We start from the raw sequence: 1,075 nt of genomic DNA, 5'->3' as shown, positions 1-1,075 counted from the left end.
ACGGTTGAGCGCTGCATGGCGGAGGGGTTGGTCGGTGGCGAAGGGTTTGCGGTCGACGCCAGCCTGATCCGGGCCGATGCCAACCGTCAGACCGGTGGACCAGGCAGCGAGGGCCTGCCGCACGATGCCGATAGTCGTGCTGTGAGTGAGTACTTCGCCGTCCTTGACGATGCTGCGTTCGGGGCGGCCACACCCGTGGTGCCGAAGTTCCTGGCGCCGGCCGACCCCGCGTCACGTTGGACCTGCGCGCATGGCGGGCAGGCCTATTATGCCTATTCGACCAACTACCTTATCGACCTCGACCACGCCGTCATCATGGACGTGGAGGCGAGCACTGCGGTCCGGCAGGCCGAGGTCACCGCGTGCAAACGCATGATTGAACGGACCCAGGAGCGGTTTGGCGTCTGGCCCGAGCGACTGGCGGCGGATACCGGCTACGGCTCGGCCGAGATGCTCGCCTGGCTCGTCCACGAACGCGACATCCACCCGCACATTCCGGTATTCGACAAATCGTTGCGCCGCGACGGCACCTTTGAGCGCGCCGACTTCCGCTATGACATCGAGCGCGACGTCTACACCTGTCCGGCCGACGAGGAGTTGCGCCGCTACTGGCATAAAGGACGTGCTGCAAAGGAAGAGCTGCCGGCCGATGGCCTTTATAGGTACCGCGCCCGCAAGGCGGCGTGCGATGCCTGCGACCTACGGCCTCGATGCTGCCCTAACGGCCCTCATCGTAAGGTCCTGCGGTCCATTCACGAAGGCGCTCGCGACCTGGCGCGCGATATCGCAACAACCGACGCCTACGTGACCTCGCGACGCCAGCGAAAGAAGGTCGAAATGCTGTTCGCGCACCTCAAACGCATCCTGAAGCTAGACCGACTGCGCCTGCGAGGTCCAAACGGCGCCAAAGACGAGTTCCTCTTGGCAGCTACCGCCCAGAACCTCCGCAAAATGGCCAAGCTCATCCCGCTGACCGCACCGCCGCTACCCGCCTGACCGGGTCGAAGCTGCGCCGTGCCCATTCAGCGATAGCCTCGGCTCGGAACCAACCCCGACTTCTTCAACACAATCGCCC

At 64.7% G+C, this 1,075-nt stretch carries 1 protein-coding gene; it reads left to right on the top strand.

From position 1 onward, the window contains the following. On the top strand, positions 1-996 hold a 996-nt coding region (locus FHS94_RS19090), incomplete at its 5' end, for a transposase (protein WP_184060893.1). Between the last annotated feature and the right edge of the window lie 79 nt (positions 997-1,075).

Origin of the sequence: Sphingomonas aerophila (assembly GCF_014199305.1) — a bacterium.
GTDB lineage: Bacteria > Pseudomonadota > Alphaproteobacteria > Sphingomonadales > Sphingomonadaceae > Sphingomonas > Sphingomonas aerophila.
Note: the sequence above shows the minus strand (reverse complement) of the source record. Positions and strands in the feature narration are given on the sequence as shown.